General features: G+C 64.5%; 26 protein-coding genes. 19 read left to right on the top strand and 7 right to left on the bottom strand.

The genetic code is table 11. The features are described 5' to 3' along the window. The first annotated feature begins 38 nt into the window (after positions 1–38). The gene (locus IAE34_RS19190; RefSeq protein ID WP_200140524.1) at positions 39–881 is read left to right on the top strand and encodes a hypothetical protein; all 843 of its coding nucleotides are present in this window, start codon (positions 39–41) and stop codon (positions 879–881) included. Positions 882–914: 33 nt separating this feature from the next. Here the strand turns inward: IAE34_RS19190 and rnk are convergent, their stop codons facing one another. The 3 genes from rnk to cyaY form a co-directional block, all read right to left on the bottom strand. After that, on the bottom strand, positions 915–1,325 hold the full coding sequence (gene rnk / locus IAE34_RS19185; RefSeq protein ID WP_200140523.1) for a nucleoside diphosphate kinase regulator: 411 nt from the start codon (positions 1,323–1,325) through the stop codon (positions 915–917). 209 nt (positions 1,326–1,534) lie between these two features. Continuing rightward, entirely contained in the window at positions 1,535–1,756 is a 222-nt protein-coding gene (locus IAE34_RS19180) for a DUF1289 domain-containing protein (protein ID WP_200140522.1), read from the bottom strand. Position 1,757: 1 nt separating this feature from the next. Beyond that, a complete protein-coding gene (gene cyaY / locus IAE34_RS19175; RefSeq protein WP_200140521.1) occupies positions 1,758–2,090 on the bottom strand; it encodes an iron donor protein CyaY in 333 nt (110 codons plus the stop codon). Positions 2,091–2,327: 237 nt separating this feature from the next. Between cyaY and lptM the strand changes: the two genes are divergently transcribed. From lptM to IAE34_RS19145, 6 genes are read left to right on the top strand one after another with little or no spacing between them, the layout of a single operon-like run. Beyond that, positions 2,328–2,534: an LPS translocon maturation chaperone LptM gene (lptM, locus tag IAE34_RS19170; protein ID WP_200140520.1), complete on the top strand. Its 207-nt coding sequence runs from the start codon at positions 2,328–2,330 to the stop codon at positions 2,532–2,534. 9 nt (positions 2,535–2,543) lie between these two features. Then, on the top strand, positions 2,544–3,791 hold the full coding sequence (gene lysA / locus IAE34_RS19165) for a diaminopimelate decarboxylase (RefSeq protein ID WP_200140519.1): 1,248 nt from the start codon (positions 2,544–2,546) through the stop codon (positions 3,789–3,791). A gap of 4 nt (positions 3,792–3,795) precedes the next feature. Then, positions 3,796–4,626, top strand: coding sequence for a diaminopimelate epimerase (gene dapF, locus IAE34_RS19160; protein ID WP_200140518.1), 831 nt, complete (start codon positions 3,796–3,798; stop codon positions 4,624–4,626). 13 nt (positions 4,627–4,639) lie between these two features. Then, entirely contained in the window at positions 4,640–5,347 is a 708-nt protein-coding gene (locus IAE34_RS19155; RefSeq protein WP_200140517.1) for a DUF484 family protein, read from the top strand. Beyond that, a complete protein-coding gene (xerC, locus tag IAE34_RS19150; protein ID WP_200140516.1) occupies positions 5,347–6,246 on the top strand; it encodes a tyrosine recombinase XerC in 900 nt (299 codons plus the stop codon). The genes IAE34_RS19155 and xerC overlap by 1 nt, the downstream gene beginning before the upstream one ends. Continuing rightward, on the top strand, positions 6,243–6,938 hold the full coding sequence (locus IAE34_RS19145) for an HAD family hydrolase (protein ID WP_200140515.1): 696 nt from the start codon (positions 6,243–6,245) through the stop codon (positions 6,936–6,938). The genes xerC and IAE34_RS19145 overlap by 4 nt, the downstream gene beginning before the upstream one ends. 125 nt (positions 6,939–7,063) lie before the next feature. Here the strand turns inward: IAE34_RS19145 and sutA are convergent, their stop codons facing one another. The 3 genes from sutA to glnK form a co-directional block, all read right to left on the bottom strand. Continuing rightward, a complete protein-coding gene (sutA, locus tag IAE34_RS19140; protein WP_200140514.1) occupies positions 7,064–7,393 on the bottom strand; it encodes a transcriptional regulator SutA in 330 nt (109 codons plus the stop codon). Positions 7,394–7,819: 426 nt separating this feature from the next. Further along, entirely contained in the window at positions 7,820–9,154 is a 1,335-nt protein-coding gene (locus IAE34_RS19135) for an ammonium transporter (RefSeq protein ID WP_200140513.1), read from the bottom strand. 48 nt (positions 9,155–9,202) lie between these two features. Further along, the gene (gene glnK, locus IAE34_RS19130; RefSeq protein ID WP_002555808.1) at positions 9,203–9,541 is read right to left on the bottom strand and encodes a P-II family nitrogen regulator; all 339 of its coding nucleotides are present in this window, start codon (positions 9,539–9,541) and stop codon (positions 9,203–9,205) included. A 410-nt stretch (positions 9,542–9,951) separates the two neighbouring features. On the opposite strand from glnK, the gene IAE34_RS19125 reads away from it, so the two are divergent. The 10 genes from IAE34_RS19125 to IAE34_RS19080 all read left to right on the top strand — a co-directional run bounded on the left by IAE34_RS19125 (position 9,952) and on the right by IAE34_RS19080 (position 23,952). After that, the gene (locus IAE34_RS19125) at positions 9,952–10,215 is read left to right on the top strand and encodes an accessory factor UbiK family protein (RefSeq protein ID WP_200140512.1); all 264 of its coding nucleotides are present in this window, start codon (positions 9,952–9,954) and stop codon (positions 10,213–10,215) included. A gap of 351 nt (positions 10,216–10,566) precedes the next feature. Beyond that, positions 10,567–10,836 carry a hypothetical protein gene (locus tag IAE34_RS19120; protein WP_200140511.1) on the top strand — a complete coding sequence of 90 codons (270 nt, stop codon included), beginning with the start codon at positions 10,567–10,569 and terminating at the stop codon, positions 10,834–10,836. 267 nt (positions 10,837–11,103) lie between these two features. Then, positions 11,104–13,818, top strand: a complete 2,715-nt coding sequence (gene mgtA / locus IAE34_RS19115) for a magnesium-translocating P-type ATPase (protein WP_200140510.1) — start codon at positions 11,104–11,106, stop codon at positions 13,816–13,818. Positions 13,819–14,456: 638 nt separating this feature from the next. Then, complete coding sequence (locus IAE34_RS19110) at positions 14,457–15,506, top strand: hypothetical protein (protein ID WP_200140509.1); 1,050 nt, start codon at positions 14,457–14,459, stop codon at positions 15,504–15,506. A gap of 112 nt (positions 15,507–15,618) precedes the next feature. Beyond that, a complete protein-coding gene (locus IAE34_RS19105; RefSeq protein ID WP_200140508.1) occupies positions 15,619–17,721 on the top strand; it encodes an iron-containing redox enzyme family protein in 2,103 nt (700 codons plus the stop codon). Next, positions 17,718–19,556, top strand: a complete 1,839-nt coding sequence (locus tag IAE34_RS19100) for a carbamoyltransferase family protein (RefSeq protein WP_200140507.1) — start codon at positions 17,718–17,720, stop codon at positions 19,554–19,556. Before IAE34_RS19105 ends, IAE34_RS19100 begins: the two co-directional genes overlap by 4 nt. A 142-nt stretch (positions 19,557–19,698) precedes the next feature. Continuing rightward, a complete protein-coding gene (locus tag IAE34_RS19095) occupies positions 19,699–20,655 on the top strand; it encodes a TauD/TfdA family dioxygenase (RefSeq protein WP_200140506.1) in 957 nt (318 codons plus the stop codon). A 34-nt stretch (positions 20,656–20,689) separates the two neighbouring features. Further along, positions 20,690–21,946: an ATP-grasp domain-containing protein gene (locus IAE34_RS19090; protein WP_200140505.1), complete on the top strand. Its 1,257-nt coding sequence runs from the start codon at positions 20,690–20,692 to the stop codon at positions 21,944–21,946. Continuing rightward, a complete protein-coding gene (locus IAE34_RS19085) occupies positions 21,943–23,142 on the top strand; it encodes an ATP-grasp domain-containing protein (protein ID WP_200140504.1) in 1,200 nt (399 codons plus the stop codon). Before IAE34_RS19090 ends, IAE34_RS19085 begins: the two co-directional genes overlap by 4 nt. 183 nt (positions 23,143–23,325) lie before the next feature. Next, on the top strand, positions 23,326–23,952 hold the full coding sequence (locus IAE34_RS19080) for a LysE family translocator (protein ID WP_200140503.1): 627 nt from the start codon (positions 23,326–23,328) through the stop codon (positions 23,950–23,952). A gap of 61 nt (positions 23,953–24,013) precedes the next feature. Here IAE34_RS19080 and IAE34_RS19075 read toward each other — a convergent pair whose 3' ends face one another. Beyond that, positions 24,014–24,469: a winged helix-turn-helix transcriptional regulator gene (locus IAE34_RS19075; protein WP_200140502.1), complete on the bottom strand. Its 456-nt coding sequence runs from the start codon at positions 24,467–24,469 to the stop codon at positions 24,014–24,016. A 221-nt stretch (positions 24,470–24,690) separates the two neighbouring features. On the opposite strand from IAE34_RS19075, the gene IAE34_RS19070 reads away from it, so the two are divergent. Both IAE34_RS19070 and IAE34_RS19065 read left to right on the top strand, forming a co-directional pair. Beyond that, positions 24,691–25,872 (top strand): MFS transporter, encoded by a 1,182-nt coding sequence (locus tag IAE34_RS19070; RefSeq protein ID WP_325101003.1) that lies wholly within the window; start codon positions 24,691–24,693, stop codon positions 25,870–25,872. 84 nt (positions 25,873–25,956) lie between these two features. Further along, positions 25,957–26,847 (top strand): EamA family transporter, encoded by an 891-nt coding sequence (locus tag IAE34_RS19065; RefSeq protein ID WP_200140500.1) that lies wholly within the window; start codon positions 25,957–25,959, stop codon positions 26,845–26,847. The last annotated feature ends 123 nt before the right edge of the window (positions 26,848–26,970 follow it).

Here is a 26,970-nt window from a genome sequence, read left to right as displayed (position 1 = left end):
AGCACCATCGTGCACTCTCACCACAGGAGTGCACGATCATGAACAAAGCATGTTGGATGGGCGCGACACCGGAGCTTGGACGTTTGCGCATCCATGAGCTGATTCTGCCAGGCAGTCACGACTCGGGCATGGACACACAGGTCGAAGGCGTCGTCGCCCAGGAGCTTACCCAGGACGTGCCGTGCATCGACCAGGTCCGCGGCGGCATTCGTGTGCTGGACCTGCGTGTCAGGGCCTACCACGAATACACCCCGGATCAGGCCTATCGCTACCAGCTGTTCCACATGACCAGCTCAGGTCGCAACCTGTTCGGCGACGTGCTCAACCAGCTCAAGCAGTTCTTCAAGGACCCGGCCAACGCCAAGGAGATCGTGATCCTCGACTTCCATCAGTTCGAGCGCTTCGGGGAAAAGGAACATGGTTGGCTGCGTGATGCGATGAACCGGCATTTCGGTTCGATGTTCATCCCTTACTCGCTGAGCCACCTGACCCTGGACGAGCTGTGGAGCCAGCACCCGGGCAAGAACATCGTGATCGCCTACAACCACCACGACCGCGGTGACTACTGGCCTGGCGTGCGCCAGGTCTGGATCGGCGAGAACGCCCCCTCGGCCGCCAAGTTGAAGGCCTTCATGGACGAGCAGCCACCAGTGGACGACAGTCGCCAGGAGTTGAGCGCCATCCAGTGCGCCAAGTACAACCTCGCCGAACTGTTCCGCCCGGACGACTTCAGCGACAAGATCGACGAGTGGTTCGAGTCCCGGGACCTGAACAGCTACATCCAGAAATTCCGCATCATCAATACCGATTGGTCGCTGCGCAGCCGGATCGTCGACAACTGCATCCATGCCTGCCAGCTGCGCACCAGCCAGGCACGCTGATAGGCGTGCGGCAGGACCTGCTCGCCAACCGCGCTACAGGTCGAAATCACCCGCAGCCTCGGGCTGGTAGTCGACCGCCAGCAGCTTGAGCCTGAGGGTCCTGCCGCCCGGTGCGGGCCAGTCGATCTCGTCGCCCACCGACAGGCCCAGCAGCGCGCAGCCAATGGGCGCGAGGATCGAGACGCTGCCCTCGGGACCGGCGTCCTTGGGATACACCAGGGTGAGGTGGTAGTCCTTGCCGGTCGCCAGCTCACGGCAGTGCACACGCGAGTTCATGGTCACCACGCCTGCCGGGATGTCCTCGTGACCGACCACCTGATCGGCGCGGTCCAGCTCGTCCTGCAGGGCGAGCACACCCGGGGTGCTGTCGTCGAGGCTGTCGAGCAGACGCTCCAGACGCTGCACGTCGAGTCGGGTGAGGATGAGGGAAGGTTGGGCGCTCATGATCCGGTCGGACTCCTTTCTACGGGGATTCTGGGCCACAGACAAAGCAAAACCCCGCCCATGGGCCCTTGCCATTGGCCTGCACGTCACCTGGAGCCGCTTGGCGGCCCCGGCATCGTCGGGTCAACGGCAATACCCCAGGGGCGGGGTTCGAACATTCATCTGGCATGGCCAGCACGGATTCGACCCTACCACAGCCGGGCAAATACTCAAGCGCGTGGGGTCGAGGCTCCGAGCGCCAGGGCTTCGCGGCAGATGACCCGACGCCGCTGGTCGTCGGCCGAGCGCCACTCGCGGATGTGCTCCACCGGCCGGTGGCAGCCCAGGCAGACCCGGCGCTCATCCAGGCGGCAGGTGCCGATGCACGGCGAGGGTACGGCCGGGCTGACGTTGCTGTAGAGCGGCTTGGGCGGTCGCGGCTGCTCGCTCATCTCAGATCTCGTCGAAGTCCAGCTTCTCGCCGATCCGCTCCCAGACGATGCGCTCGAGCATCTCGCCAAGCAGTTCCTCGCTCTTCTCGCAGACCCACTTGCCGCTCTCTTCGTCGTAGTCGAAATGGAAGCCGCCGGAGCGGTCGGCCAGCCACAATTGGCGCAGCGGCTCCTGGCGGCTGAAGATCAGCTGGCTGCCGTTGTCGAACTTGACGGTCAGCACGCCTGCGGAATTCTCCATGTCCAGATCCAGGTCGGTGTCGTCGAACAGATCCTCCAGGGCCTGTTGGGTGGCGTCGACCAGGTCGTGGAAACGCGCTTCGCTCAAACTCATTGCAGGAACCTCGGGAAATGGGTGCAGACTCGCAAGCCGGGCACGATACCGGCGCAGGGCGCCCAGCTTCAAGCGCCGCGCCACCGCTGGCAAGAAAAAGCCCGCCAGCGCTGACGATCGGCAGCCGCGCGCGACCGCCCGCCGGTCAAGTCGCTGCCTCCCGGCCGTCGCATAGGCAATCCGCCGGGCGCTCGGTATACTCGGGCGCAATACTGCTTAATTCAAAGGATTTCGCCCATGAAGCGCCTGATTTCCTCCGTTGCGGCGCTGGTCGCTGTTGCCTGCCTCGTTTCGGCCTGCGGCCAGAAAGGCCCTCTCTACCTGCCCGAAGACGGCAAGGACGGCAAGGGCTCGCACAAATCGTCGCACCAGCACTCGCACGCGCCGGCCCAGCCTGCCGCCCAAGAAGAAGAACCGCTGCCCGAGCAGTCGCCAGCGCAGTAAGGAAATCCCATGGACGCATTCAACTACCGCGGCGGCGAGCTGTTCGCCGAGGACGTGGCCCTGTCGGCCATCGCCGAGCGCTTCGGCACGCCCACCTACGTCTACTCGCGGGCCCACATCGAGGCCCAGTACCGCAGCTACACCGACGCCCTGCAAGGCGTCGAGCACCTGGTGTGCTTCGCGGTCAAGGCCAACTCCAACCTGGGCGTGCTGAACCTGCTGGCACGCCTGGGTGCAGGCTTCGACATCGTCTCCGGTGGTGAACTGGAGCGGGTCCTGGCGGCAGGCGGCCGTGCCGATCGCGTGGTGTTCTCCGGCGTCGGCAAGACCCGCGAAGACATGCGCCGCGCCCTGGAAGTCGGGGTTCACTGCTTCAACGTCGAGTCGGCCGAGGAACTCGAACGCCTGCAGCGGGTGGCCGCCGACATGGGCAAGGTGGCCCCGGTGTCGCTGCGGGTCAACCCGGACGTCGATGCCGGCACCCACCCGTACATTTCCACGGGCCTGAAAGAGAACAAGTTCGGCATCGCCATCGCCGATGCCGAAGCGCTGTACGTACGCGCCGCCCAGTTGCCCAACCTCGACGTGGTGGGCGTCGACTGCCACATCGGCTCGCAGCTCACCACCGTCGATCCGTTCCTCGATGCTCTGGATCGCCTGCTGGCCCTGGTCGATCGCCTGGCCGAATGCGGTATCCACCTGCGCCACCTGGACCTGGGCGGCGGTGTCGGCGTGCGCTATCGCGACGAGCAGCCACCGCAGGTGGCCGACTACCTGCACGCCATCCGCGAGCGCGTCGGCACCCGCGACCTGGCCCTGGTGTTCGAGCCTGGCCGCTACATCGTGGCCAATGCCGGCGTGCTGCTGACCCGTGTCGAGTACCTCAAGCACACCGAGCACAAGGACTTCGCCATCATCGATGCGGCGATGAACGACCTGATCCGCCCAGCCCTGTACCAGGCCTGGATGGAGGTCAGCGCCGTCACCCCGCGCGAAGGCCAAGCGCGCCCCTACGACCTGGTCGGGCCGATCTGCGAAACCGGCGACTTCATCGCCAAGGACCGCCCGCTGAACCTCGCCGAGGGTGACCTGCTGGCCGTGCGTTCGGCCGGCGCCTATGGTTTCGTCATGAGTTCGAACTACAACACCCGTGGTCGCTGCGCCGAGGTCCTGGTCGATGCTGACCAGGCGTTCGAAGTCCGTCGCCGCGAAACCATCGCCGAACTGTTCGCCGGCGAAAGCCTGCTGCCGGAGTGACACCATGCTGCTGCGTTTCACCAAGATGCACGGCCTGGGCAACGACTTCATGGTCCTGGACCTGGTCAGTCAGCACGCGCACATCCAGCCCAAGCACGCCAAGCAGTGGGGCGACCGGCACACCGGGATCGGCTTCGACCAGTTGCTGATCGTCGAGGCGCCGAGCAACCCGGAGGTGGACTTCCGTTACCGCATCTTCAACGCCGACGGCTCCGAGGTCGAGCAGTGCGGCAATGGTGCGCGCTGCTTCGCCCGCTTCGTGCTGGACAAGCGCCTGACGGCGAAGAAACGCATCCGTGTGGAGACCAAGGGCGGGATCATCGAGCTGGACGTGCACAACGATGGCCAGGTCTGCGTCGACATGGGACCGCCTCGCCTGGCACCGGCCGACATCCCCTTCGTCGCCGACGAGCAGGCCCTGAGCTATGCGCTGCAGATCGATGGCCACACTCATCGGATCGCCGCCGTCTCGATGGGCAACCCGCACTCGGTGCTGCGCGTGGACGACATCCAGCGCACGCCGGTTCACGAGCTGGGACCGAAGATCGAACACCACCCGCGCTTCCCGCAGCGAGTCAACGCGGGCTTTCTGCAGGTGGTGGACCGTCATCGCGCCTACCTGCGGGTGTGGGAGCGCGGCGCCGGTGAAACCCAGGCTTGCGGCACGGGCGCCTGCGCCGCTGCCGTGGCGGCCATCGCCCAGGGCTGGATGGACTCGCCCGTGTGCATCGAACTGCCAGGCGGGCGGCTGAGCATCGAATGGGCAGGCCCTGGCCAGCCGGTATTGATGACAGGCCCTGCCGTGCGCGTCTACGAAGGACAGGTCCGTTTCTAAGCGAGTATCCGCCATGACCGATCAGCCACAGGTTGTACCCCAGCCAGCCGACCTCGACCCCGAGGCGGTGATCGCCTACCTGCGTGCGCACCCCACGTTCTTCGCCGAGCACGACGAGCTGCTCATCGAGCAACGCATTCCCCACCAGCGTGGCGACAGCGTGTCGCTGGTGGAACGCCAGCTCACCCTGCTGCGCGAGCGCAACATCGAGATGCGCCACCGCCTCTCGCAGTTGATGGACGTGGCCCGTGACAACGACCGGCTGTTCGACAAGACCCGCCGGCTGATCCTCGACCTGCTCGACGCCGCGACCCTGGAAGAAGTGGTGATGGCAGTCGAAGACAGCCTGCGTCAGGAATTCCAGGTGCCTTTCGTGAGCCTCATCCTGTTCGGCGACAATCCCGCGCCGGTGGGTCGCTGGGTCAGCCACAGCGAGGCGCAGCAAGCCATTGGTGGCCTGCTGGGCAGCGGCAAGACGGTGAGCGGCAACCTGCGCGAGCACGAGCTGGCGTTTCTGTTCGGTGAGGCCCAACGCCTGGAGGTAGGCTCCAGTGCCGTCGCCTCCCTGGAGCACCAGGGCCTGCATGGCGTGCTGGCCATCGGCAGCCACGACCCGCAGCACTACAAGAGCAGTGTCGGCACCTTGTTCCTCAGCTACATCGGCGAAATTCTCGGTCGGGTGGTGCCACGGGTGACCCAGACGCTTCGCTCGGTGCGCTGATGGAACGCGAGCTGGCCGCTTATTGCGCGCACCTGCGCAGCGAGCGCCAGGTGTCGGAACACACCCAGTCGGCCTATCGACGCGACCTGAACAAGGTGATCGAATTCTGCAGCGCCCAGGGCATCGCCAGCTGGCAAGCGCTGCAGATCCAGCAGCTGCGTCAGTTGGTGGCCCGCCTGCATCATCATGGCCAGTCCTCGGCCAGCCTGGCGCGCCTGCTGTCGGCGGTGCGCGGGCTGTACCGCTACCTCAATCGCGAAGGCCTGTGCCAGCACGACCCCGCCAATGGCCTGACGCCGCCCAAGGGCGAGCGCCGCCTGCCCAAGACGCTGGACACCGATCGCGCGCTGCAACTGCTGGACGGCGGCGTCGACGACGACTTCATCGCCCGTCGCGACCAGGCGATGCTCGAACTCTTCTATTCCTCGGGCCTGCGCCTGTCGGAACTGACGCAGCTGGACCTGGAGCAACTGGACCTGGCCGGCGGCCTGGTGCAGGTCCAGGGCAAGGGCGGCAAGGCGCGTGTGCTGCCAGTGGGGCGCAAGGCCCGCGAAGCCCTGCACGCCTGGCTGCGGTTGCGCGGCATCAGCGCCCCGCGTGACGGTGCGGTGTTCGTCACCCGCCAGGGCAAGCGCCTGGGCCCGCGGGCCATCCAGTTGCGGGTGAAGGTGGCCGGGGAGCGCGAACTGGGCCAGCACCTGCACCCGCACATGCTTCGTCATTCGTTCGCCAGTCACCTGCTGGAGTCTTCCCAGGACCTGCGTGCGGTGCAGGAGATGCTCGGGCATGCCGACATCAGCACCACGCAGATCTACACCCACCTGGACTTCCAGCACCTGGCCGCCGTCTACGACGGCGCTCATCCAAGGGCCAAACGCAGCAAGGACAGCGACTCATGAGCATCGAACTGATCACCTTCGACCTGGACGACACCCTGTGGGACACCGCCCCCGTGATCGCCAGTGCCGAAACCGTACTGCGCGACTGGTTGACCGCCAATGCCCCACGCCTGGGCGGTGTGCCGGTCGAGCACCTGTATGCCATTCGCGAGCGCCTGGTGCAGGCCGAGCCGGGGCTCAAGCACCGGATCAGCGCCCTGCGTCGACAGGTGTTGTGGCACGCCTTGAGCGAAGTCGGCTACGCCCCGCTCCAGGCCCAGGCGCTGGCCGACGACGCATTCGAGGTGTTCCTGCACGCGCGCCATCAGGTCGAGGTGTTCCCCGAGGTGCAGCCGGTGCTGGAGATCCTGCGCGAGCGTTACGTACTGGGGGTGGTCACCAACGGCAATGCCGATGTGCGACGCCTGGGTATTTCCGACTACTTCAGCTTTGCCTTGTGTGCCGAGGATCTGGGCATTGGCAAGCCCGACCCGGCCCCCTTCCTCGAAGCGCTCAAGCGTGGCCAGGTGCAGGCCGCCTCGGCGGTGCACATCGGCGACCACCCCAGTGACGACATCGCCGGGGCTCAGCGCGCCGGTTTGCGCGCGGTGTGGTACAACCCGCAGGGCAAGGCGTGGACTGGCGAGCGAGCGCCGGATGCCGAGATCCAGCGCCTTTCGCAATTACCGCAGGTATTGACGCGCTGGCAGTGAAGACCCGGCACAAGCCCTGGCGCGACCGCACCGGTCTGCGCCGGTAGCCTCTTCGCTGATGCTGCGCCTGAACGACGCGCACAAAAAAGCCCGCAGCGACGGCGGGCTCTTTCGCACTCAGGCACTCAGATAGGGCGGCTGCCGTACTTGTTGTCCGGTTTCTTGGGCGGATCCGCAACCACATTGGCCTCGACTTCCTGAACCTTGCCACCACGCGCCAGGAACTCCTCCATGGCACGGGCCAGGGCATCGCGCTCCTTCTGCTTGGCTTCAAGGCTCGGCATTTCGTCGACCGAAACAGCTGCCTTGGCCTTGCCCTTGGCCGCAGGCGCGGGGCTGCTGTCGTCGTCGCCAGCGTCTTCGGCGCCGTCGTCGGTCGCCGCTTCGAGGGCCTCGTCGCCTTCTTCGTCATCGCCTACTTCGAGGTCATCGTTTTCCAGATCGTCGTCGCTCATGTTCTACCTCATGCCTTGCGAAAAGCAGGTTAGTTATAGCCCAGTGATGCCGTAGACCGGCAGCCACCGGTGAAAATTCAACCGGTCGTGAATCGACCATGCCGGGGGACTCGGCGTCCTTCTTCGGAAGGCTGTCGCCAGTCGATGTCGGCGTTGGCCGAGGCAGGGAGTTCTGCGGGTCGGCCGGGCGAGCGCACAACCAGGCGAAGCACCCATCGACACCTGCGAGGCATCGGCCATGCCCCTCCGGCGCGCATTCTAGCGCGCCCGCAGAAAAAGCAAAGCTTCATGAATACCCGACGTTCTGTAAGTTTTCATCCCGGGTCTCGAACAGGTGGAGTAAACCGTTTGCTTCTGGCCGAAACGGTAAAAAACGGACAAAAAAATGCCCGGGCATGCCGGGCAAGTTTTTTCGCTGCGTGACGATTACAGGTTGTAGCCACGCTCGTTGTGCTGAGCCAGATCGAGACCGATCGACTCTTCTTCATCGTTGACCCGCAGCCCCATGACCGCATCGAGCACCTTGAGAATCACGTAGGTGACGATGGCGGTGTAGACCACGGTGAAGATCACGCCCTTGGCCTGTACCCAGACCTGCGCACCGATGTCGGTCACCGCACCGAAGCCGCCCAGCGCCGGCGCCGCGAAGACACCGGTGAGGATGGCGCCGACGATGCCGCCCACGCCATGCACGCCGAAGGCATCCAGGGAATCGTCGTAGCCCAGCTTGCGCTTGAGGCTGGTGGCGCAGAAGTAGCAGATCACGCCGGAGGCCAGGCCGATCACCAGGGCGCCCATCGGGCCCACGGTGCCGGCGGCCGGGGTGATGGCCACCAGACCTGCGACCACACCCGAGGCGATGCCCAGCGCGCTGGGTTTGCCGTGGCCGATCCACTCGGCGAACATCCAGCCCAGGGCCGCGGCAGCGGTAGCGATCTGGGTCACCAGCATGGCCATCCCAGCCGTGCCGTTGGCGGCGGCGGCAGAGCCTGCGTTGAAGCCGAACCAGCCGATCCACAGCATGGCCGCGCCCACCAGGGTGTAGCCCAGGTTGTGCGGGGCCATCGGCGTGGTCGGGTAGCCCTTGCGCTTGCCCAGCACCAGACAGGCTACCAGGCCAGCGATACCGGCATTGATGTGCACCACGGTGCCACCGGCGAAGTCCAGCACGCCCCAGTCCCACAACAGTGCACCGTCACCGCTCCAGACCATGTGCGCGATCGGCGCGTAGACCAGGGTGAACCACACCCCCATGAACACCAGCATGGCGGAGAACTTCATGCGCTCGGCGAAGGCACCGACGATCAGCGCCGGGGTGATGATGGCGAAGGTCATCTGGAAGGTGATGAACACCGCTTCAGGGAACAGCGCCGTGGCCGAGGTGAGCCCCGACGGCGTCACGCCCGCGAGGAAGGCCTTGGAGAAGCCGCCGATGAAGGAGTTGAAGTTGAGCACGCCTTTTTCCATACCACCGGTATCGAAAGCCAGGCTGTAGCCGTAGATCACCCACAGGATGCTGATCAGACCGGTGATGGCGAAGCACTGCATCATCACCGACAGCAGGTTTTTGGAACGCACCATGCCGCCGTAGAACAAGGCCAGGCCCGGGATGGTCATGAACAGCACCAGCGCGGTGGCGGTGAGCATCCAGGCGGTGTCGCCGGAGTTCAGTACCGGGGCGGCGGCTTCCTCTGCCAGGGCCAGGCCAGGCATTGCGAGGGACAAAAGGGCTCCTAGCCCTGCGATCTTGCGCAGAGTCATGTGTTTTCTCCTGGGGCGTATGGGTTTGGTGAGGCGTTGTTGCGTCGCTTAGATCGCGTCGGTATCGGTCTCGCCGGTACGGATGCGGATCGCCTGCTCCAGATTCACTACGAAGATCTTGCCGTCGCCGATCTTGCCGGTGTTGGCCGCCTTGGTAATGGCTTCGATCACCCGGTCCAGGTCCTTGTCGTCGATGGCGACATCGATCTTGACCTTGGGCAGGAAATCGACCACGTATTCGGCGCCACGGTACAGCTCGGTATGGCCCTTCTGCCGGCCGAAGCCTTTGACTTCGGTCACGGTGATGCCTTGCACGCCGATTTCCGACAGCGACTCGCGCACGTCGTCCAGCTTGAACGGCTTGATGATGGCAGTGACTAGCTTCATGAAACTCTTCTCCCGATTTGGTGGACTTGCCCCAGGAAAACAAACCCGTCTCAAGTCTAAGCGCAGCGCCTGGCTTTGTAACGCGTCGTAGGCTTCCTTCCCCCCAGCCGCACACGCCTGCGTGGGTGACGTGAGGCCTTGCGGTTGCGCCTGCACACTGCTCGATCACCAGAGGCGTCATCGGTGCATGGCTCGCAGGGTTCTTTGCAGAAACCTTGCCATTTCCGCGAAACCCACCAATCACGCGGCTTGGCGCCTGCGCTCGTGGGACTTGGGCCCACCACAGGCGAGCACCATGCACGCTAATGGTGCGCATACCTGCCAAGCACTGCGCGAAAAGCGTGCACAGTGGGCACGCCGCGCCACGTGGTACACTCCGACCCTCGACCCTTCTCACGGACATTGCGCCCATGCTCGCGCCCAAAGCCCTACTCGATGCCCTGAGCGACCAGGCCTCGCGCCTGTTCAGCAACGACACCGCGCAGCCGCGCGCCGAACTCGAAAGCCAGTTCAAGGCCCTCATGCAGAGCGCCTTCAGCAAGCTCGATCTGGTCAGCCGGGAAGAATTCGACAGCCAGATGGTGGTGCTGGCGCGTACCCGTGCCCGCCTGGAAGCGCTGGAGCAGCAGGTGGCCGATCTGGAAGCCCGCGTGGCGCCCGTCGCGCGCGACTGACGAAGCGATGTTGCGGCGCCGATGCAATGTCGGCGGCGCATTGGAAGATGCAGTGCACTGCAAACTCGATGCTCGTTTCTTCCAGATGAAACTTATTTAAAGTCTGCCTCGCCGATTGACTTCGATACTACCCTTGAATAAAGTTCGCTCGCCTTGAGAAAGGCCTCAACTGCATTCAACGAAGAGCGCAATGGACACAGTATCTAGTCGCTGCCTGATCGACGTCCCCGGGGCCGGTCAGGCACTGGAATCACAACACCGGTCCCGACACCCTGGTCGGGCGAGCCGCGCCAGAGCCTGATGCTCCGCCGTGACTTGCCTCGCCGGTGCCCGCCGGTCGGAGGCAAGCTCATGAACCTCACCTCGTTCCTTCCCTATCCCGTGCACGCCTGCCTGGCCGTGCTTCGTGGGCGCGCCGCACACCCAGCAGCGCCGCGCCTTGCAGCCTTTTCCGGCAAGGCACGCGACGCGCAGTTGCGGGCGGTCCGGCAGACGCATCCGGGCCCCGGAAAACACCAACTGCACCCGCATGAGCGCCATGACGACGCCCAGGAACCACCCGGTCCGCGCGAGTCGCTCGAGCGCCTGCGCGCACGCCTGACCCGGCACGCATCCGCCTGAACGAACAGTCAGTCGAGGATCAACTTCTAACGAACTTTGAGGTTGTAAAGTTCGACGGCAAGTTATTACCTGAATATTCATCTGCGAGGAAATAGCTATGGACTGCGCGAGTAGAAAGTTCGTTGTCGGCTTAACTTCCGACCCTCGGCAACGGACATCTATCTGTCGGAACAACCTGATTTTTCCCCGCGACCCGACATACCGCCGCCCTCTGCGTGAGTGACCGGCCTGTGTGTCGCGCCGCCACAGCGGCAGGAGCACGGCATCATGACCGCCAAATACCGCAGCACCCCCTTGGCCAAGGCCCAGGGCGAAACCCGCCTGTCCACCCGCGCCGCCCACGAAGCGCACAATGGCTTGGCCGTCACCCTGGCCAATCTGGATTCCAGCGAGCGGGGTCTTACCGAGCACGAAGCCGCCCAGCGCCTGGAGCGTGATGGCGCCAACCTGGTGGCCCAGGACCGCCAGCGACATCCGCTGGTGCAGTTGCTCAAGGCGCTGAACAACCCTTTCATCTATGTCCTGCTGACCCTGGCCGCGATCAGTTTCGTCACCGACTACTGGCTGCCGGTCCACACCGGTGCAGGGGATGACGCCGACCTGACCAAGGTGCTGATCATCCTGACCATGGTCAGCGTCAGCAGCCTGCTGCGCTTCTGGCAGGAGTACCGCTCGAACAAGGCCGCCGACGCACTCAAGGCGATGGTCAGCACCACCGCGACCGTGCTGCGCCGCGAGCACTTCGACGATGCCCCGCGGCTGCGCGAGGTGCCCATGAGCGAGCTGGTGGTCGGTGACCTGGTGCAGCTCTCGGCCGGCGACATGATTCCCGCCGACGTGCGCCTGCTCGAATCGCGCGACCTGTTCATCAGCCAGGCGGTGCTCACCGGCGAAGCGCTGCCGGTGGAAAAGTACGACACCCTGGGCAACATCGCGGCGAAGTCCGCCAGCGGCCAAGCCGGCGATGCCAGCAGCCCGCTCGAGCTGTCGAACATCTGCTTCATGGGTACCAACGTGGTCAGCGGTCGCGCCCGTGCCGTGGTGGTGGCCACCGGCAAGCGTACCTACTTCGGCTCCCTGGCCAGGGCCATCGCCGGCTCGCGCACCCAGACCGCCTTCGACCGCGGGGTCAACAGCGTCAGCGCGCTGCTGATCCGCTTCATGCTGGTCATGGTGCCGGTAGTGTTCATGATCAATGGCCTGGTCAAGGGCGACTGGGGCGATGCCTTCCTGTTCGCCCTGGCCGTGGCGGTGGGGCTGACCCCGGAAATGCTGCCGATGATCGTCAGCGCCAACCTGGCCAAGGGCGCCGCCGCCATGGCCCGGCGCAACGTGGTGGTCAAGCGCCTGAACACCATCCAGAACTTCGGTTCGATGGACGTGCTGTGCACCGACAAGACCGGCACTCTGACCCAGGACCGCATCATCCTGGAGCACCACGTCGCCCCGGACGGTCGGCGCGACCCGCGCGTCCTCGAACTGGCCTGGCTGAACAGCCATCACCAGAGCGGCATCCGCAACCTGATGGACCAGGCCGTGCTGCATTTCGCCGGCCAGGACGAGCGGTTCCAGGCGCCCCACGCCTACGCCAAAGTGGACGAGCTGCCCTTCGACTTCGTCCGTCGGCGCCTGTCGGTGGTGGTGAAGAACGCCCTCGGCCAGCACCTGATGGTGAGCAAGGGCGCCGTGGAAGAACTGCTCGCCATCGCCACCCATGTCCAGGAGGGCGACGACCTGGTGGTGCTGGACGAGGTCCGCCACCGGCGCCTGCTGGACAGCGCCGAAGCCTTCAATCGCGAAGGATTCCGTGTGCTGGTGGTGGCCACGCGCTTGATCCCGGCTGCCGAGACCAAGGCGCAATATCACACCGACGACGAGCGCGCGCTGGTGATCCAGGGCTTTCTCACCTTCCTCGACCCACCCAAGGAAAGCGCTGGCCCAGCCATCGCCGCGTTGCGCGACATGGGTGTGCAGGTCAAGGTCCTGACTGGCGACAACCCGGTGGTCAGCTGCAAGGTGTGCCATGAAGTGGGCCTGGAGCCTGGTGTGCCCTTGCTGGGCCAGGACATCGAACGCCTGGACGACGCCACCCTGGCCAGCGAAGTGGAGCGCCGTACGGTATTCGCCAAGCTCACCCCGTTGCAGAAGTCGCGCGTGCTCAAGGCGCTTCAGGGCAACGGCCATACCGTGGGCTTTCTCGGCGACGGCATCAACGACGCACCGGCCCTGCGCGATGCCGATGTCGGCATCTCGATGGACAGCGGCACCGACATCGCCAAGGAGTCGGCCGACATCATCCTGCTGGAAAAGAGCCTGATGGTGCTGGAGGAAGGGGTGCTGATGGGCCGCGAGACCTTCGGCAACATCATGAAGTACCTGTGCATGACCGCCAGCTCCAACTTCGGCAACGTGTTCTCGGTGCTGGTGGCCAGCGCCTTCATTCCGTTCCTGCCGATGCTGGCGATTCATCTGCTGCTGCAGAACCTGATGTACGACTTCTCCCAGCTGTCGCTGCCGTGGGACCGCATGGACAAGGAGTTCCTCAGCGCACCGCGCAGATGGGACGCTGGCAACATCGGCCGCTTCATGCTGTGGATCGGGCCAACGTCATCGATCTTCGACATCACCACCTTCGCCCTGATGTGGTATGTGTTCGCCGCCAACAGCGTCGAGATGCAGGCCCTGTTCCAGTCCGGCTGGTTCGTCGAGGGGTTGCTGTCGCAGACGCTGGTGGTGCACATGCTGCGTACCCGCAAGGTGCCGTTCTTCCAGAGCACGGCGGCGTTGCCGGTACTGCTGGCCACGGCGGTGGTGATGGCCCTCGGTGTCTACATCCCGTTCTCGCCAGTCGGCGCGATGGTCGGCCTGGTACCGCTGCCGTGGCAGTACTTCCCCTGGCTGCTGGCGACGCTGCTGGGCTACTGCGTGGTGGCGCAGACCATGAAGACACTGTACATCCGTCGGTTTGGTCAGTGGTTCTGAGCCGGAAAGCGAAATGCCCTCAGACCTGAGGTGGAAAACCGTCCTGCACTGCTCGGGCTACGCGCCCGGCATGTGCCTGGCGGTTCTGCCGTGCCGAAGACCGGTCCGGAACATGTCCGAACACGCTCAGTCACCCGTTCGGGAAGTTATCTGGTCGCACAAGTGATCATATGGATAGTCCTATATCCAATAATGAGCGCCTGACACTACCGTTCATGAAAAGGTGCACGACAAAAATGAAATTGAGCCGCTCGCCATATTGACAGCCAACGATCGTCACTTATACTCGACCGCACTGAGCTTCAGTTCAGCTGGAGCCGATAATAAGAACAAGGATGACGACGATGCCGATGCATGGCTGCGCACTCAGATGCCCGCTGTTTTATGCGCCTCATATCTGCCTTCAAGGCAATAATAATAAAATCTTCAATTCTTCTCAGACGTTCACTTCTTAGCTCTCCTGCCCATTATCAACAGGCTCGCCCTATCGAACTGCCGAGCGGATTCATAGCGCTCGTCAAAAGATATTGCCTGCCACGCAGACTCGCGCATTGTTTTTAAAAGCGCGCGGCCTGTATTCGCCTGAACGAAAGTTTCTTGGATAACGGACATCGTTAGTTCAATGGAGTGAAAGTACCGTGTTCAAAAGACGCAAGCCCGTTGCCCTCGACCATCCCGATCTCGAGCGCGTGAAGTTGACCCCTCAGATGCTCGATTACGACCGCTTCGCCAATCGCGGTCGCTCGCAGTATCTGCCTTATGTCATGAGTTTCAATGCGGCCAGTTACCAGTCGCCCAGCATCAACACCGACCGACTGGGGTTTCGCTTCGCCCATGATCGAAACGGCAGGCCGCTGAGTGCCGGCACCCTCGACGCGTGTTCGGCAGACACCGTCAACCTGCTGGTCGGTGCCTCTCCCGCCTTGGGCTACGGCGCTTCCAGCGATGCCGCCAGCGTCGCCAGCCGGCTCGCGCAACACGACCGCGACGGCCTGCCATGGCTCAATTTCGCCGGCCATTGCTTCAATGCCACGCAGGAACTGATGCTGTTCATGCTGCATCGGCATCGCCTGCCCAGGATCCGTCGAATCGTGGTGCTGGGTGGCTTCAACACCTTGGTCATGGCACGCTTGCCCGAATTCATTCGCGGAGAACTTCCACCGTTCTATTTCTGCGGTGATTACTATGAAAAGTTCGACGAGATTGCCGAAGCGCACGGCGCCTCTCTGCCTCCGGCGAAACTTCCGAAGTGGCCAACCGAAACCAAGGCCGTGCCCCCTGTGGGGGAAACGCTGAGTCGCGCTAGCGAGGAGACGGCGCGTTGTCTGGCGACATGGAAAAGTCTGGCCCAGGCGCATGGAGCCGAACTTTCGTTCCTCATGCAACCGTTGGCCACCTGGGTACGGACGCCGTGCAGCGAAGAACAACGGCTATTTGACGAACTGGATCAGATATCGAAACTTGGCACCTGGTCGCAACTCTATGGCGATATATCCGATCCCGCGGTCGCCGACCACTATGCCGATTATCTGGCCTCGGCGTGCCACACATTGGATCTGCCATTCACCAATTTGGTGCACGCCCTCAGATCGCGTCCGGCTGATGAATGGCTGTTCGTCGACCGTGCGCACTTCACCGACACCGGTAATGACGTCGTGGCTCAGGCCATTGTCCAGCATCTGAACTAACAGGGAAGGACTCGATCATGTTCAAACGAATTCGACAGGCATTCAGCGCACTCTTCAAGCGCAAGAAGAAAAACAAGAAAAAGAACAACTCCTCCATCTATCCGATGCACTGATGAACAGCACCAGAAGCGTGTTTTGCACCCTGCTCGGCGCCGAATCGGGCGAGCAGGCTCGGCAGGCGTTCTCACCGGTCGCGCTGCGTGCGCTGCTGCACGACGGCCACGTCGACCAGGCGCTGACCACCGATTGGCACAGCCCTCAGGCGCTGGACGTGCTGGCACAGGAGACGGCAGCGCGCATGCACACCCTGGGCAGGCCATGGTGCGCTCTGCGTGAGCGCCTGGACGCCGACCAACTCGCCGCTCTGAGGGCCAAGGCCGTGCGCGAAGCGGCTCCCTTGCTGGTCGGCAGCCAGCATGTGTTGCACAGCGTCTGTGCCAGCTGGAACAACGAAGCGTCCTACGCCATGGCCGTGTTGCGCATTCATGCAGCCGATGTCGGCGAAGGGCTGGCTGGCGCAGGACGCCTTGCGCGCTACGCCGAACTGCTGCGTGAGCTCGGACCTTCGGAAAGCGGCATCGACCCGCTGCGCATCGGCGAAGATCAAAGCCTCAGCCCGGGCGCCTTCAACCTGGCGGCAATGCTGGTGGTGATGGGTCATTTCCCCGAATCGCTGTTGCCACAGATCCTTGGCGTCAATCTGTTCCTGCGTCATGCCGGTCTGCTGCCGATGTTCGCGTTCCTGTCCCAGCCAGCGCCGGCCATGTCCTTTCTCGACCTGCGCCAGCACCCGAGCCAGCCGGGCCTGGACCTGGGGATGCTGGCCGGCAGCGCTGTGTGCGAATACCTGGCCCAGGCTGACGCCAGTGCCGCCGAGTCGGTCGCCCAGGGCTATGCCTGGGCACGCTGCCAGGTGGAGACGGCGCACAGGGCATTGCTCGATGTGCTCGAACGCTGGGTCGATCCCCGGGAAGCGGTACGCGATGTGATCAGGCGGCGACGCCCGGAGGCCTGCCAGTATCATGACAGTACCCGCCTGGCGGGCGTCCCGATGCAACCGCTGCTGCAGTCGGACGATGCACTGCGGCTGCTCGAGCACTTGGCCAACAGTGCCTACGTTCGCCCCGGCGATCCACAGCGCAGTCCGCTGCTGAACGCGTTGATCTCACCTCGCGGCAAGATGTTCCGCATCTTCAGCCCCGATGACGTGATGACGCTGCAACGCTGGATCGCCGGACTGCCTTATGCCCAGGCGCCCAGCCCGGAGCCGGCCTACCTGTGCTGGAAAGACGACGGTCAGCTGCAACGCGCACGCTGCATCGAGGAGCGAGGCTCGGTGCTCTCGACAGCCGTGCCCACCCGGCAACGCTATACGCGCTGGCTGCGGGTCGAGCTCACGCCGGCAGAAGAGCAACAGGCTCGGGACTATGTGAACCGTTGGCTGGTCAAGTCCGCCAGGGCCCTGCGCAAGGGCCGCTGCCCTCTGCCCGAGCGGTGGGCGCCCGGCGTTCTGCGCCAGTGGCTGCAGCAGCAGCACGAGGCCGCCAACGCCACGCTGGATCCGGACGAAGCGGTGCCCACCCGCGAAGAGGTGGTCGCCGATATTCTCGCCCTGGCGCCTCTGACCATGATCGACGGGGCCTGGCTGGCAGGCTTCGCCCACCCGTCGCTCGCCAGTTCAGGGTTCGCCAGCCGCCTGTTCGAAACCTACTACGACGAGCTGGGCAATGGCGTCACGGCGCAGAACCACCCGGTGATCTATCGGCAGCTGTTGCGCGCCGTGCACGGCGAACTGCCGCCAACCGCCAGTGCCGGCTACGCCGACGCCGATTGCTTCGCCGAGCAGGATTTCGACTTGCCACTGCTATGGCTGGCGATCGGCCGTTATCCGCAACGCTATTGCGCGGAGATCCTCGGTCTCAACCTGGCGATGGAGCTCTCCGGCGTAGGGGGCGGCTACCGGCGCACGCACAAGGCCCTGCGCGCCTACGGCTACCCCACCCTGTTCGTCGACCTGCACAACGCCATCGACAACGTCGCGACCGGGCACAGCGCTTGGGCGGTCGCCAGCCTCGACACCTATCTCAGTGCCTTTGGCGCAACCGATCGTGATGCCTTGTGGACTCGGGTCCGCATTGGTTTTGCCGCACTCAACCCCCCCAGGGAGGACACCATGCTGGACAAGTTCAAGGAACGAATGAGGTCGCTGCTATGACCTGCACACTCGGCATCTCCGCCTTCTACCACGACAGCGCCGCCACCCTGGTGGTCGATGGCCATATCGTTGCGGCCGCCCAGCAAGAGCGCTTCAGCCGTGTTCGCCACGATCCCGGATTCCCCACCCAGGCCATCGAGTTCGTGCTGGCCGAGGCAGGGCTGTCACTGGCGCAGGTCGACCATGTGGCCTATTACGAAGATCCTGCGCTGAAATTTCGTCGGGTGTTGTCAACCGCGGCCGTCGCCGGTTTTTCCTCGGCCGCCACTTACGCCCCCGTGCTCAGCGATTGGTTCAAGACCAAACGCCGCATGGACCGCGAGGTCCAGCGGCATTTGCGGGCAATGGGCGACCGTCAGGGGCGCAAGATCGAAGTCCATGGCCATCATCAATCCCACGCGGCATCGGCGTTCTTCCCCAGCCCGTTCGAGCGAGCGGCGGTGTTGTGCATCGACAGCGTCGGCGAGTGGGCCACCACCACCTTGTGGCACGGCACGCCAGAGGGCTTGAAACAGGTCGCCGAGCTCGAATTTCCGCACTCGCTCGGACTGCTCTACTCGGCATTCACCTACTTCTGCGGATTCAAGGTGGACTCGGGCGAGTACAAGCTGATGGGCCTGGCCCCTTACGGCAAGCCCGTGCACGCCGACCGGATCCTGGCCGAGTTGATCGACGTCAAACCAGACGGCAGCTTCCGCCTGGATTGGAGCAAGTTCGAATTCATCCAGGGCGAAGTGATGACGGGAGCAGCCTTCGAACACCTGTTCGGTGGCCCCCGCCGCCTGCCCGAAGCGCCCCTGACCGAACGCGAGTTCGACCTCGCCGCGTCGGTGCAGAAAGTCACCGAACTGGTGGTGTCGCGCCTGGCGCAGACGGCCAGAGAACTGACCGGCGAGCGCAACCTGTGCATGGCCGGCGGAGTGGCGCTCAACTGCGTGGCCAATGGCGTGGTGTCTCGCCAGCGGACCTTCGAGCGCCTGTGGATCCAGCCGGCGGCCGGAGATGCTGGAGGCTCTCTGGGCGCTGCGCTGCTGAGCGATCGGCGTGCCCGGCAGGTGCGCGTGCGCGAGCTGCCGCAGGGCGTGGATGGCATGCAAGGCGCGCTGCTCGGGCCTGAATACAGCGACGAGCAGATCAAGGCCGAGCTCGACCTGTGCGGTGCGGTGTACCAGCAGTTGGACGATGAAGCGTTCGACCATCGGCTGATCCTCAGCATGGAGGAAGGCGGCGTGGTGGGCTGGTTCCAGGGCCGCATGGAGTTCGGCCCGCGCTCGCTGGGCAATCGCTCGATACTCGGTGATCCGCGGCGCGCCGATACCCAATCCAACATGAACCTGCGCATCAAGTTTCGCGAGTCTTTCCGGCCGTTCGCGCCGGTGGTGCTCGCCGAGCAGGCCACCCGGTACTTCGACATCGTCGAAGAAAGCCCGTACATGCTGGTGGTCTCGCCAGTCGCCGACGCCGTGCGCCGCAGCGTACCTGCCGCCCAGGCGCAACTCAGCGGCATCGACCTGCTCAAGGTGGTGCGCAGCAGCCTGCCGGCCATCACCCATGTGGATTTCTCGGCACGCGTGCAGACCGTGGACCGCGAGCGCAATCCGCGTTTTCGCGCGTTGCTGGAGCGCTTCTACCGCCGGACCGAATGCCCGGTACTGGTCAATACCTCGTTCAACGTGCGCGGCGAGCCCATCGTCAACACGCCCGCGCAGGCCTATCGCTGCTTCATGCGCACCAACATGGACGTGCTGGCGATCGGCAGCTTCTACCTGGAGAAAGCCCAGCAACCCCACTTCGAAGAAGCCGTCGACTGGCGCGAGACCGTGCCGCTGGACTGAGTCGTTCAACCACTAGGGAAGGTGCATCCATGAGTTACGTCGTCGTGTCTCTGTTGTCGCTGTTCGGCCCGTTCATCCGTCGCGGTGCGCGTTTTGCGCGCCATCCCGACCCGCGCGCCACCTCCTACCTGAAGCGCCAGCCATGAGCCTCATGGCCTTGGACGTACACCAGGCTTCGGTCGTCCAAATGCTGAAGGTGGCAGGCTTCGACCGGCAGGCCCTGACGCACTGCCGCCAACAGCTGGGCACCCCTGCGCACCGTGCCGAGCACGTCGGCAGGGTCGGCGCGCAATTGCTGCGCTCGACCTTGAACAACGAAGTGCTGCAGGCCATCGCCGCGTTTCCCGGCAGCGGCTACAAGGCCTTGCTGCTGCGTGGCATCGAGCTCAGCACCGAGGTGCGCTCGCCCTGCGACGGGTTCCTGCCCGAGGCCGAGTGCGTACTGGACTTCGACTTGCTGCATTTCGGCATGCTCGACCTGCTCGGCGTGCGCTGCCATGCCGTGGAATACGAGAACCTCGGCAAACTGGTGCGCAATGTCGTTCCAGTAGCCCACGCCGTCGGCACCACCAGCTCATGGGGTGCGGACGTCGACTTCTCATGGCACACCGACAACCCTAACTGGCCGTTCGGCGACCAGGCTCAGGACGTCGCTCGCAGCGTGCCCAATTACCTGGCCTTCATCGCAGTGCGCAATCAGGAGCAGGCGTCGACCGACATCGTCTGCATCGACCATGTCCTGGCGCAACTGCCCAGCTGGGCCATCGAGCACCTGAGCGAGCCGAGCTATGCCTTCGGCGCACCGGCTTCGAACGAAGGGTTCGACGGCCCGCACCGGGTGATGCCGATTCTGGAGCGCGGTGCCGATGGCTATCGACTGCGCTTCGACGACGGCATCGTCACGGCCCTGAACCCTCGTGCAGAGGCCGCGCTGAGCCAATTGCGCGCGGTGCTCGGCCAGGTTCGCGGCATCGAACTGGTGCTGCAACCCGGGGATTTCTTCATCTTCAAGAACACCCGTGTGCTGCACCGGCGCAGGGCCTTCAAACCCCTGCCCGAAGGCCAGGCGCGCTGGCTGCGCCGGGTCTACGGCAACTGAACCCACCCCATCCTCACTCGAACAGGAAGTTTGCATGAACAAGCGTATTGCAGTCATCGGTGGTCGTCCTGCCCCGATTCACGGCGCCAAGGCCTTGGGTATCGATGTCGTGCTGGTGCATCAGCCAGGCGATTACGAAGAGGACATCCTCAACCACTGCGAACAGGTGGTGCATGCGCCGCTGGACGACGCAGCAGCGATCATCGAGGTGCTCGAACCGCTGCACCGCGAGCGGCCCTTCGAGCGCATCATCACCACCACCGAAGTGGCGGGCGAGTCCACCGGCAAGGTCGTCGACCATTTCCAGCTCGTCGGCGTCTCTTACAAGACGGCTCACTTGCTCAAGGACAAGGTGGCCATGCGTCAACTGCTGGCCGAGCACGATCTCAGCCCGGTCGCCTATCGCCACGTGACCTGCGCCCAGGACGCCATCGACTTCGTGGCCGAGCATGGCCGCTGCGTGCTCAAGCCCGCCGAAGGGGTGGCGAGTCTGCACATCCACCCCTGCTCCGACGCCGACTCGGCAACCCAGGCCTGGCAAGCGCTCAAGCAGGCCCAGGTGTCCCACATCATCATCGAGGAGTACCTCGATGGCCCGGTGGTCAGCGTCGACTCGTTCTCCTTCGAAGGCCGTCATCTGCCCATCGGTTACTCGCAATACCGCATGAACGACAAGTACGTGGAATGGGAAGTCAGCACCCCCAGCACCGACGCCGCGAAATGGCTGCCGGAACTCATGGACATGACCTGCCGGCTGCTCGATGCCGTGGAACTGGTGGAAGGGCCGTCGCACAGCGAGTTCGTGCTGACCGAAAAGGGCCCGAGGGTGCTGGAGTCGCACGCACGCCTGGCAGGTTCCGGGGCACCGGAGCTGGTACGCCGCGCGTTCGGCCTGGACCTGAACCGGATGTTCCTGACGGTGCCGCTGGGCATCGACGAGCTGCCGCTGCAGTCGCCCCAGCCCAAGGCCGGCGCGGCGATCCAGTTCTTCGTGCCCACCCCTGGCACCGTGCGCAAGGTCGAGCTGGACCTCAAGCCTGAGGTGGATGTCCGCCACACCCGCCCGGGCGAGACGCCACGTGTGTTCCTGCCCTTCCTGTTCGAACTCGGCGAGGCGCAGCAGGCGGTGGTCATCCAGAAACACGAAGGCGACACGATCCCGCCCCTGGACACGGTTGCCGACTGCGTGTCGGGCTATGTGCTGGCCACCGGCACCTCGCGTGAGGACGCCGTGCGCCTCGGCGATGAACTGGTGCAGGCCGTGCACTTCATCATGGAGCACAAGGCATGAGTTACGTGCTGTGCCTGCACCGCTGGGTGGGGCGCCAGGCACTCTACGAGCGTTACGGCCTCGAGCCAGGCATGCAGATCCGCGCGATCTGCACCGCCGAATCCGCGCAGTCCCTGCCACGGGATCGGCTGGCCTCGCTCTCGGCGCTGGGCTCGCTGGACGACGCCGCTGCAGTCATGGCCGAGGCGCAGCGCCTGATCGACCTGCACGGCGTCCCGCATCGGGTGGTGGCGCTCAACGAGGGCGACCTGCTCAATGCTGCGACGATTCGCGAGCGGTGGGGCGTACCGGGTGATCCGCGAGCGTGGACCGAACGCTTTCGCGACAAGCTGAGCATGCTCGAGATCGCCGCTGGACAATCGGCGATCGCGATCCTGCCGGCGGTGAGCGCCGACGATCCGCAGGCGGTGCAGCAGTTGCTGAGCGAACGGGGTTTTCCGCTGGTGCTCAAACCGCGCTATGGCACTGCCAGTCGCGGTGTACGGATCCTGCGCCAGGCGCAAGACCTGAGCCTGCTGGACACGCCACACACCGAGCCGATGATGGTGCAGGCGTTCTGCGCAGCACCGATTCTGCACGTGGACGGTTGGTGGGACGGCGAGCGCATCGTCGTCCTGACCGCTTCGCGCTACGTCAACAGCTGCGCCGACTTCGGACCGGACAGCGCGCTGGGCAGCATCGAGCTGGAAGCGGACGACCACGAGCGCGCCATCGCCGGGCGAGTGGCCACGTTGCTCGAGGCCTTCGCCGGTGAGCGCGAAATCGTCTTCCACCTGGAACTGTTCGACGATGGCCAGGACTTGCACTTTCTGGAGATCGGCGCACGCGTCGGCGGTGCGGAGATTCCATTTCTCTGGCGCGAAGTGCGTGACATAGACCTGGTCGGCATCGCCTGGGAGCTGCAGACCCAGGCCAGCAGCCAGCAGCGCGATCACGCCCGCACCCGTAGCCGCGACGGCCGCCCGTTGCATGCCGAGCGCGGTGCCTGGGTCATCGGCCGCCGCGAGAGCCTGATGCGCACGCCGCTGGATACGCTGTACTGGGCGCAGGGTGCCCTGACCGCCAGTGCGCCTAGCGGGGTGTACGAGGGCGCCCGCACGCGCCTGCGCCTGCGCAGCTTCGATCGACCGGCGCTGGTGCGGGATGTGGAGCGAATCTTCGAGCACCTGGCGAAGGCCTGGAGCGCCTCGGCATGACCACCCACGGCGACCCAGACGTAACCGTGAGTACCACTTTCGCCGGGCGCTCAACGCATGTCATCATCGACGTCTCACAGGCGCCCCTCTTCGCTCGGGCGCTGGCAGGGATGGCCCGTGGACGCTGGGCGCCGGCGCAAGACCGCACCTAGCGCACACTCAACATTTGCAGGAGCAATTCGGATGCCAGTGGAAAACTTGATAGGCGTAGCGATCATCGCCCTGGGTATGGTCCTGACTCCAGGTCCCAACATGGTGTACCTCACCTCCAGAGCGATTTCCCAGGGACGCTTGGCCGGCATGATCTCGCTCGCTGGCGTGGCACTGGGCTTCATCTGTTACCTGGTCGCCTCAGGCCTCGGCCTGTCAGCCCTGTTCAAGGCCGTGCCGATGGCCTATGACGTGGTGCGCATCGCCGGGGCCTTCTATCTGGGGTATCTGGCGTGGAACATGATTCGCGGTTCTTCGCCCTTCGAAGCGCGCGAATTGCCACCGCATTCGCCGCGCAAGCTGTTCACCATGGGCCTGGTGACCAACTTGCTCAACCCCAAGATCGCCTTGATGTACTCGGCACTCATTCCTCAGTTCATCAACCCCGCTGCAGGGTCGACCCTGCAACAGTACATGCAGCTGGGGTTGGTGCAGATCAGCATCGCCGTGACCGTCAATGGTCTGATCGTCCTCGCAGCGGCACGGGTGAGCCGCTTCCTGACTGCGCGACCCAAGGCCATGCGTGCCCAGCGCTGGGTCTCCGGTGCCGTGCTCGGCGCTTTCGCCGTCGACATCCTGATGCGCAAGCCACTGGATTGAGCCGGTGCGCCCGCCAGGCAGTATGGCGGGCGCACAGCAAGGTGCCGGGTGAGGCTGGCGGTCAGTCCTCGCGTCTGATCAGGCTTCGGTGACAGTCCTGCGGGCCCAGCGCCTTGCCGTCCCGAGCGCGCACGGTGAGGGCCTGCACAGGCTGGGCCGATGCGTTGTCCAGCAGGACCGAGTGCATTTCGCCTGGGCGGTACAGAAAGCGCTCTCCCCATTGGCGCAGGCTGATGACGATGGGAAACGTCGCCTGGCCCATTTCGGTCAGGACGTACTCCTTGTAGGCACTGCCATCGGAGGCCGGCTGCACCTCGAAGATACCCAGCTCGACCAGCGCCTTGAGCTTGACCGTGAGGATGTTCCTGGCCACGCCCAGGCGCCGCTGGAAATCGCTGAAGCGGCTTACACCATCGAATGCTTCGCGAAGGATCATCAGGATCCAGCGGTCGCCGATGGCCTCGAGCGTGCGCGCCACCGGGCATTCACTGCGTGCCATGAGTTCGTGCTTGGCCATGGTTCTCCAATGGCCGCTCGGACGTGAAGCGCCCAAGCGACGAGATAAGAAGGTGCATTCAACAATTGGTTGCTTTTAGCAACTTGCCTGGATGAGAATCGGCCATCTGGTTTCTTTTTGAAACCCATTCAAGGGATAGCCCCATGCAGGATACGCCTGAATCATCGGGGAAACAGGTATCGGCCGCTGATAAAGCGGCACCTGTATCCTGCACACCGCTCATCGGCACGGCCCACGGGGCCGGCTTGAGCAGTGCCCTCACATTCCTGTTCGCCGTAACCTGCGCCCTGGCCGTCGCCACCGTCTATCTCGCCCAGCCCCTGCTGGAGTCGATGGCCAGGGAGCTCTCGCTCCCCGCCAGCGGCATCGGCCTGGTGGTCACGGCTACCCAGGCGGGCTATGCCGCCGGCTTGCTGTTCGTCGTGCCACTGGGCGACCTGCTTCATCGCAAGACACTCATCCTCACACAACTGCTGCTATCGGCCTTGGCGCTGTGCATCGTCGGTATCGCGCAGCGGGGGAGCGTGCTGATGGGCGCCATGGTGCTGGTGGGCCTGATGGCGGTGTTGATTCAGGTGGTGGTGGCCTATGCAGCCGCCCTGGCCGGCCCGACACAGCGCGGCCAGGCCGTCGGAACCGTCACCAGCGGTGTGGTGCTGGGCATCCTGCTGGCGCGCTTGGTGTCCGGCACCCTGGCGGATCTGGCGGGCTGGCGCAGTGTCTACTTCGTCTCGGCGGCGTTGATGGCCAGCATGGCGCTAGTGCTGTGGCGAGTCCTGCCGACGACCGCCATGCCGAACGTGAAGACGGGCTACCTGGCACTGCTGCGCTCGATGTGGCAGCTGTTGCTCACCGAGCGCACGCTGCGGGTGCGCGGCACCTTCGCGCTGCTGATCTTCGCTGCCTTCAGCGTGCTATGGACAGCCATGGTGCTGCCGCTGAGCGCACCCGACCTTGCACTCTCGCCGACCCAGATCGGTCTGTTCGGGCTGGCGGGCGTGGCCGGCGCACTGGCCGCATCGCGGGCCGGTCGGCTGGCCGACCAAGGCAAGGGCAACCGCACCACAGGCATAGCCCTGACGCTGCTGACCTTGTCATGGCTGCCCAGCGCATTCGTGCACCATTCATTGCTGGCACTCATCCTGGGGGTGGTCCTGCTGGACTTCGCGGTACAGGCCGTGCACGTCACCAACCAGAGCCTGATCTTCGCCGCCCGACCCGATGCGCAGAGCCGCCTGGTAGGCGCCTACATGTGCTTCTACTCCTTGGGCAGCGGGCTGGGCGCGATCGCCGCGACCTACACCTACGCCCAGGCGGGCTGGCTCGGCGTGTGCCTGCTGGGCGCGGCCATCAGCGCCGCGGGCCTGCTGTACTGGCTGGGGCTGCAGGCCACGGCCAGGTGATACCTCGGCCGGACATGCGCCGACGCACCTCTCCAGCAACCTGACGCACATCACATCACCTCCCGCTTCGAAGGCGACCGATACATGAAACCACTGCACGTCGTTCTGGCCCTGCTGGTCACCGCTATCTGGGGCATCAATTTCTCGGTGATCAAACTGGGCCTGGCCACCGTCGACCCGTTCATCCTGGCGGGTATCCGCTTCAGCCTGTGCGCATTGCCGGCCATCGTCTTCGTGGGCAAGCCCAATGTGCCCTGGCGCTACCTCATCGGCTACGGCCTGGTGTTCGGCATCGGCCTGTGGGGCGTGGTGAACCTGGGCATCAAGGCCGGGCTGTCACCAGGTATCGCCTCGCTGGTGCTGCAATTCAGCGCCTTCTTCACCCTCCTGTTGGGCGCCGTGGTGTTCAAGGAGGCGCTCAACCGCTTTCAGGTTCTGGGTATGCTGCTGGCCCTCGCCGGGCTGCTGTGCATCATCGGCATCACCGACGGCTCGGTGTCATTGCCCGGCGTAGTGCTGGTGCTGCTGGGCGCCGTGTCGTGGAGCGTGGCCAACGTCATCATCAAGAAAGCCAGAACTGCGGATGTATTCGCCTTTCTGGTGTGGTCCAGCGCCTTCGCGCCGCTCCCGCTCTTCGCGCTGGACTACGGGGTGAACGGTAGCGCCGGCTATGTCGCGCTGGTCGAGCAGCTGAGCACGACGGCCGTGGCGTCGATCCTGTTCCAGGTGTATCCCAACACGCTGTTCGCCTACTGGATCTGGAACTCGCTGCTCAAGAAGTACCCGGTGTCCACCGTGGCGCCGCTCTCATTGCTGGTGCCGATCTTCGGCCTGCTCGGCTCGGCACTGGTGTTCGGCGAGCGTCTATCGGCGAGCAAGGTGCTGGCGGTGGTCCTGGTGGTGCTCGGCCTGGCGGTGGGGTTGTATGGGCAACGGATCTTCAAGGTGCTGGTTTGGCCTACCGGGCGAACTTGAGAGATGGCCGGGCGTGAACGGGCGTGGGAATATTCTGAAACAGTGGCAGTAAGCTTTGGCTCTTGGAGCTTGGGAAGTATCCTACGCGCTTCGCGGACGCCTCTTAATTGTCGGGGAAATGGC

It is taken from the genome of Pseudomonas sp. S30 (assembly GCF_016518545.1).
GTDB lineage: Bacteria > Pseudomonadota > Gammaproteobacteria > Pseudomonadales > Pseudomonadaceae > Aquipseudomonas.
Note: the sequence above shows the minus strand (reverse complement) of the source record. Positions and strands in the feature narration are given on the sequence as shown.

Bases quoted from the DNA above. Each gene is read 5' to 3' on its own strand.
- IAE34_RS19190 (WP_200140524.1), top strand. From the start codon at position 39: ATGAACAAAGCATGTTGGATGGGCGCGACACCGGAGCTTGGACGTTTG.
- rnk (WP_200140523.1), bottom strand. From the start codon at position 1,325: ATGAGCGCCCAACCTTCCCTCATCCTCACCCGACTCGACGTGCAGCGT.
- IAE34_RS19180 (WP_200140522.1), bottom strand. From the start codon at position 1,756: ATGAGCGAGCAGCCGCGACCGCCCAAGCCGCTCTACAGCAACGTCAGC.
- cyaY (WP_200140521.1), bottom strand. From the start codon at position 2,090: ATGAGTTTGAGCGAAGCGCGTTTCCACGACCTGGTCGACGCCACCCAA.
- lptM (WP_200140520.1), top strand. From the start codon at position 2,328: ATGAAGCGCCTGATTTCCTCCGTTGCGGCGCTGGTCGCTGTTGCCTGC.
- lysA (WP_200140519.1), top strand. From the start codon at position 2,544: ATGGACGCATTCAACTACCGCGGCGGCGAGCTGTTCGCCGAGGACGTG.
- dapF (WP_200140518.1), top strand. From the start codon at position 3,796: ATGCTGCTGCGTTTCACCAAGATGCACGGCCTGGGCAACGACTTCATG.
- IAE34_RS19155 (WP_200140517.1), top strand. From the start codon at position 4,640: ATGACCGATCAGCCACAGGTTGTACCCCAGCCAGCCGACCTCGACCCC.
- xerC (WP_200140516.1), top strand. From the start codon at position 5,347: ATGGAACGCGAGCTGGCCGCTTATTGCGCGCACCTGCGCAGCGAGCGC.
- IAE34_RS19145 (WP_200140515.1), top strand. From the start codon at position 6,243: ATGAGCATCGAACTGATCACCTTCGACCTGGACGACACCCTGTGGGAC.
- sutA (WP_200140514.1), bottom strand. From the start codon at position 7,393: ATGAGCGACGACGATCTGGAAAACGATGACCTCGAAGTAGGCGATGAC.
- IAE34_RS19135 (WP_200140513.1), bottom strand. From the start codon at position 9,154: ATGACTCTGCGCAAGATCGCAGGGCTAGGAGCCCTTTTGTCCCTCGCA.
- glnK (WP_002555808.1), bottom strand. From the start codon at position 9,541: ATGAAGCTAGTCACTGCCATCATCAAGCCGTTCAAGCTGGACGACGTG.
- IAE34_RS19125 (WP_200140512.1), top strand. From the start codon at position 9,952: ATGCTCGCGCCCAAAGCCCTACTCGATGCCCTGAGCGACCAGGCCTCG.
- IAE34_RS19120 (WP_200140511.1), top strand. From the start codon at position 10,567: ATGAACCTCACCTCGTTCCTTCCCTATCCCGTGCACGCCTGCCTGGCC.
- mgtA (WP_200140510.1), top strand. From the start codon at position 11,104: ATGACCGCCAAATACCGCAGCACCCCCTTGGCCAAGGCCCAGGGCGAA.
- IAE34_RS19105 (WP_200140508.1), top strand. From the start codon at position 15,619: ATGAACAGCACCAGAAGCGTGTTTTGCACCCTGCTCGGCGCCGAATCG.
- IAE34_RS19100 (WP_200140507.1), top strand. From the start codon at position 17,718: ATGACCTGCACACTCGGCATCTCCGCCTTCTACCACGACAGCGCCGCC.
- IAE34_RS19095 (WP_200140506.1), top strand. From the start codon at position 19,699: ATGAGCCTCATGGCCTTGGACGTACACCAGGCTTCGGTCGTCCAAATG.
- IAE34_RS19090 (WP_200140505.1), top strand. From the start codon at position 20,690: ATGAACAAGCGTATTGCAGTCATCGGTGGTCGTCCTGCCCCGATTCAC.
- IAE34_RS19085 (WP_200140504.1), top strand. From the start codon at position 21,943: ATGAGTTACGTGCTGTGCCTGCACCGCTGGGTGGGGCGCCAGGCACTC.
- IAE34_RS19080 (WP_200140503.1), top strand. From the start codon at position 23,326: ATGCCAGTGGAAAACTTGATAGGCGTAGCGATCATCGCCCTGGGTATG.
- IAE34_RS19075 (WP_200140502.1), bottom strand. From the start codon at position 24,469: ATGGCCAAGCACGAACTCATGGCACGCAGTGAATGCCCGGTGGCGCGC.
- IAE34_RS19065 (WP_200140500.1), top strand. From the start codon at position 25,957: ATGAAACCACTGCACGTCGTTCTGGCCCTGCTGGTCACCGCTATCTGG.